General features: G+C 61.5%; 3 protein-coding genes. All 3 read left to right on the top strand.

The features are described 5' to 3' along the window. The first annotated feature begins 6 nt into the window (after positions 1 to 6). From ABW043_RS22895 to murJ, 3 genes are read left to right on the top strand one after another with little or no spacing between them, the layout of a single operon-like run. Positions 7 to 177 (top strand): hypothetical protein, encoded by a 171-nt coding sequence (locus ABW043_RS22895; protein WP_502908593.1) that lies wholly within the window; start codon positions 7 to 9, stop codon positions 175 to 177. Next, positions 158 to 2,953 (top strand): [protein-PII] uridylyltransferase, encoded by a 2,796-nt coding sequence (locus tag ABW043_RS04435; RefSeq protein WP_353920027.1) that lies wholly within the window; start codon positions 158 to 160, stop codon positions 2,951 to 2,953. The genes ABW043_RS22895 and ABW043_RS04435 overlap by 20 nt, the downstream gene beginning before the upstream one ends. A gap of 9 nt (positions 2,954 to 2,962) precedes the next feature. Continuing rightward, the gene (gene murJ / locus ABW043_RS04430; protein ID WP_353920026.1) at positions 2,963 to 4,525 is read left to right on the top strand and encodes a murein biosynthesis integral membrane protein MurJ; all 1,563 of its coding nucleotides are present in this window, start codon (positions 2,963 to 2,965) and stop codon (positions 4,523 to 4,525) included. Positions 4,526 to 4,552 lie beyond the last annotated feature (27 nt).

Genomic DNA, 4,552 nt, shown 5'->3' with positions numbered 1-4,552 from the left:
GCCAGCGTGCTAGACGATTTGCCGCTCTTTGCCCATCAGCCCGCCCCGGCGCCGAAGAGCAAGGATCCCATCCATGAAGCGCTCGATGCCGTCCGCCCCGACGATATGACGCCCAAGCAAGCCATCGAAGCGCTCTACGAATTAAAGAAATTACGCGATGACGCTCGTCGACGCTGAAGCAAAGCCGCGCAAGGCGCAATTCGCTCTCAAGACCGCCGATACCATCCTCGTCGAGCTCGACGCGGTGGTGGGTGATCAACCGGCCAAGTCGCCGGCGGCCCGCACCGCCGTTCTTGCTCATATTCGCCAGACCCTGGCCGAGGCACGGATGGATGCCGAGGCGGAACTGATCGCGACCAACAAGGGGACGCGCTGCGCGCAAAACCTCTGTTCGGCCGAAGACGAAATCATCACGGCCGTCTACCTCTTTGCGACGACGCGCGTCTATCCGGTCGACAATCCCTCGGGCGCCGAGGCAATCGCGCTCTCCGCCGTGGGTGGTTATGGCCGCGGCACGCTGGCGCCGGGCTCCGACATCGATCTGCTGTTCATCCTGCCCTACAAGCAAACCCCCTGGGGCGAGCAGGTCACCGAATATATTCTCTATATGCTCTGGGACCTTGGCCAGAAAGTCGGTCACGCCGTCCGATCGGTCGACGAATGCATCCGCATGGCCCGCGCCGACATGACGGTGCGCACCGCCACGCTCGAAGCGCGTTTCCTGACGGGCGACAAATCGCTCTTTGACAACCTCGTAAAGCGCTTCGAAACCGAGATCATGCCCAAGACGGGGCCGGAATTCATCGCTGCCAAAATGGCCGAGCGCGATGAGCGCCACCGGCAAATGGGCAATACGCGCTATGTCGTCGAGCCCAATATCAAGGACGGCAAGGGTGGCCTCCGCGATCTCAATACGCTCTTCTGGATCGGCAAGTATTTTTATCAGGTCAAGACCAGCCACGAGCTGGTGGCCAAGGGTGTCCTCACCGACGCCGAATATCGCCTCTTCCAGCGCGCCGAGGATTTTCTCTGGGCCGTGCGCTGCCACCTCCACTTCGTCACCCATCGCGCTGAAGAGAAGTTGACCTTCGACGTTCAGCCCGACCTTGCCCGCCGCATGGGCTATGCCGAGCGCATCGGCATGCTGGGTGTTGAGCGTTTCATGAAGCGCTATTTTCTCGTCGCCAAGGACGTCGGCGACCTGACCCGCATCATCTGCGCCAGCCTCGAATTCCGCCACGCCAAGGATATGGATATTGTCGGCCGCGTGCTGGCCCCGTTCCGCGCCGGCAAGACCAAGATCAAGGGCGAGACCGATTTCGTCATCGACACGGGTCGCCTCAACGTCGCGACAGCCGATACCTTCGAGAAAGACCCGGTCAATCTCATAAAGATGTTTATGGTGGCTGGGCGCGAGGAACTGCTGTTCCATCCAGATGCCATCAAGCACATCCGCGACAGCCTCAGCCTGATCGACAACAAGCTCAGGAATGACCCGAAAGCCAACGGCTATTTCCTGACCATTCTGACCAGTCCGCTCTATGTCGAGCGCATCCTGCGCCAGATGAACGAGAGCGGCGTGCTCGGCAAGTTCGTGCCCGATTTCGGCAAGATCGTCGCGCTGATGCAGTTCAATATGTACCACCACTATACGGTGGACGAGCACTTGATCCGCGCTGTGGGCTGCATGGCCGATATCGCCAATGGCGGGCTCCGTCAGGAACTGCCGCTGACCCACGAATTGCTGCCGCAGCTCAATGACACGCGGCTCCTCTATGTGGCGCTCTTTCTCCACGATGTCGCCAAGGGGCGGCCCGAAGACCATTCCATCGCCGGCGCCCGCATCGCCAGGAAGCTCTGTCCGCGCTTTGGCCTCAATGCCGCCGAAACCGATACAGTCGCCTGGCTGATTGAATATCACCTGCTGATGAGCGAGATCGCCCAGGCTCGCGATATTCAGGACCCCGAAACCGCCAAGGCCTTTGCCGATGTGGTGCAATCGCCGCAGCGTCTGGCGCTGCTGATGATCCTCACCGCCTGCGATATTCGCGCGGTGGGTCCGGGTACCTGGACCGGCTGGAAGGGCTCGCTCCTCCGCGCGCTTTACTACGCGACCGAGCCACTGCTCTCCGGCGGCCATAGCCAGGTCAGCCAGTCCGACCGCGTACAAGCCGCCAAGGAAGCGCTCGCTAACGCCCTGACTAAATGGGCGCCGGCCGAGGTCGAAACCTACGCGGCGCGTCACTACGATCATTATTGGCTGCGTGCCGAGCCTGAACTGCAGATCGAGCACGCCCGCATGATCCGGCAGGCCGACGAGGCCAACCAACCCTTTGCCGGCTCGATCCGGGTCAAGGCATTTGAGGGCATTACCGAGGTCAGCTTCTATACGCCCGACCACCCGCGTCTTCTGTCGCTGATCGCCGGCGCCTGCACCATGCAGGATGCCTCCATTATCGGCGCGCAGATCTTTTCGACCCGCGACGGCCGCGCCATCGATACGTTCCGCCTGCGCCGCTCCTTCACCTCCGATGAGGATGAGAAGGTCCGCGCCACCCGCATCATCGATACGGTCAAGCAACTGCTTCAGGGCAAGCGCACCGTGCTGATCGATCTGGGCAAGGAATCGCGCCACAACAAGCGCCTGAAACCCTTCGCGCTGCCGGCGCAGGTTTCGGTGTCCAATGCCATCTCGGAAAAGTTCACCGTCATCGAGGTCTCCGGCCTCGATCGCATCGGTCTTCTCTATGCGTTGACGCGCGAAATCTCTGATCTCAATCTCACCATCGGTTCCGCCCATATCGGCACCTATGGCGAGAAGGCCGTCGACGTTTTCTACGTCACCGACCTGACGGGCCAGAAGATTCACGTGAAACAGCGGCAGCGCAAGATCTATGGCGCGCTGATGGATGTCTTTGAACGCCCCGAGGAGAAGAAGGCGGCGAATGGCTGATCTGCCTCTTTGAGCCTTTTTCGCAATTTCTTCTCGGTCGGCGCCTGGACACTGGTCAGCCGGGTCTTTGGGCTTGTCCGCGATGCGCTGATGGCCGCCGTGCTGGGCGTCGGTCCGGCGGCTGACGCCTTCAACGCTGCCTTCCGCTTCCCCAATCTTTTCCGGCGGCTCTTTGCCGAGGGTGCCTTTAATACTGCCTTTGTGCCGATGTTCTCCGGCGCGCTGGAGCAGCAGGGCGACGAGGGCGCGAAACTGTTGGCCTCCAAGATCATGAGCTGGCTCGTCGCCATGCTGGTCGTTGTGACCATCGTGGTCGAAATCTTCATGCCGCAGATCATGGTCGCCTTCGTTCCTGGTTTCGTCGACGACCAACAAAAGTTCGACCTTACCGTGTTGCTGACGCGGATCATGTTCCCCTATCTCGCCTGCATGTCGCTGATGGCGGCCTATGGGGCGATCCTTAATTCGCTGAGCCGCTTCTTTGCCGCCGCCTTCGCGCCGGTCCTGCTCAATCTCGTCAATATCGCCGCGCTGATCCCGCTCGCCACCTTCTGGATTCAGGATCCGCAAGGCGCCACGGTCTGGGTCGCCATCGCCAGCATGCTCGGCGGCATAGCCCAGCTTTGGCTCGTCTGGGTGGCGATCGAACGCACGGGATTCCGTCCCGATTTTCGCCTGCCGCGCTTCGATGCGGAGGTCCGGCACTTCTGGGTGCTGGCCATCCCGGCGATCCTGACGGGCGGCATTACCCAGATCAATATTTTCGTCGGCACCATCATCGCCTCCGGCGCCGACAGTGCGATTTCCATCCTCTCCTATGCCGATCGTCTATATCAGTTGCCTTTGGGTATCATCGGCATCGCCATTGGCACGGTGCTGCTCCCCGAGCTGAGCCGTCACCTCAAGGGTGGGCGCAAGGCCGAGGCGCTGGCGAGCCAGGAACAGTCCCTCTTCATCTCCATGTTGCTGACCATGCCGGCGGCCGCCGCCCTGATCGGCATGTCTGAACCCATCGTGCGGCTGCTGTTCGAACGCGGTGCCTTCGATGCTTTGGCGACGAAGCAAACGGCCGAAGCGCTTGTTGCTTTCTCCGCCGGGCTCCCCGCCTATGTGCTGATCCGCGTCCTGCAGCCGGGCTTTTTCGCCCGCGAGGATACGGTCACTCCGACCATTTTCGCTGGCGTCAGCGTCGCCGCCAATATCGGCATTTCGCTTCTGCTGTTTCCAACCATGCTTCACGTCGGCATCGCCATCGCAACGGCCGTGTCGTCCTGGATCAATGTCGTCTTGCTGGCGGCGACCCTCGGCATTCGCGGACATTTTTCCCTGCCGCGCAGCCAGTGGTGGGGCCATATCATGATCGTGCTGATCAGCTCCGCGATGGGCCTGAGCCTGATGCTGCTGGCCAATCACGGCGCTCACCACATCGCCGCGGGCTCCCCGCTCTGGCGGCAGGTGGCGGTGGTTGGCGCGCTCATCGCCTATGGCGCCGTGTTCTATTTTACGCTCATCCACGTCACCGGCACGCAACGCCTCGGCATGCTGATGCGACGCCTGCGTCGCTCCCGGTGATGGTTTCCAATCGGCTCGGCTCCGTAT

It is taken from the genome of Devosia sp., from assembly GCF_040509215.1.
In the GTDB taxonomy this organism is placed as follows: Bacteria; Pseudomonadota; Alphaproteobacteria; order Rhizobiales; family Devosiaceae; genus Devosia.
The sequence above is the reverse complement of the archived record's forward strand: the minus strand, read 5'-3'. Positions and strand labels throughout refer to the sequence as shown.

What these genes read in the sequence shown, in the direction of transcription:
- ABW043_RS04435 (WP_353920027.1), top strand. Translation starts at nt 158, where the DNA reads ATGACGCTCGTCGACGCTGAAGCAAAGCCGCGCAAGGCGCAATTCGCT.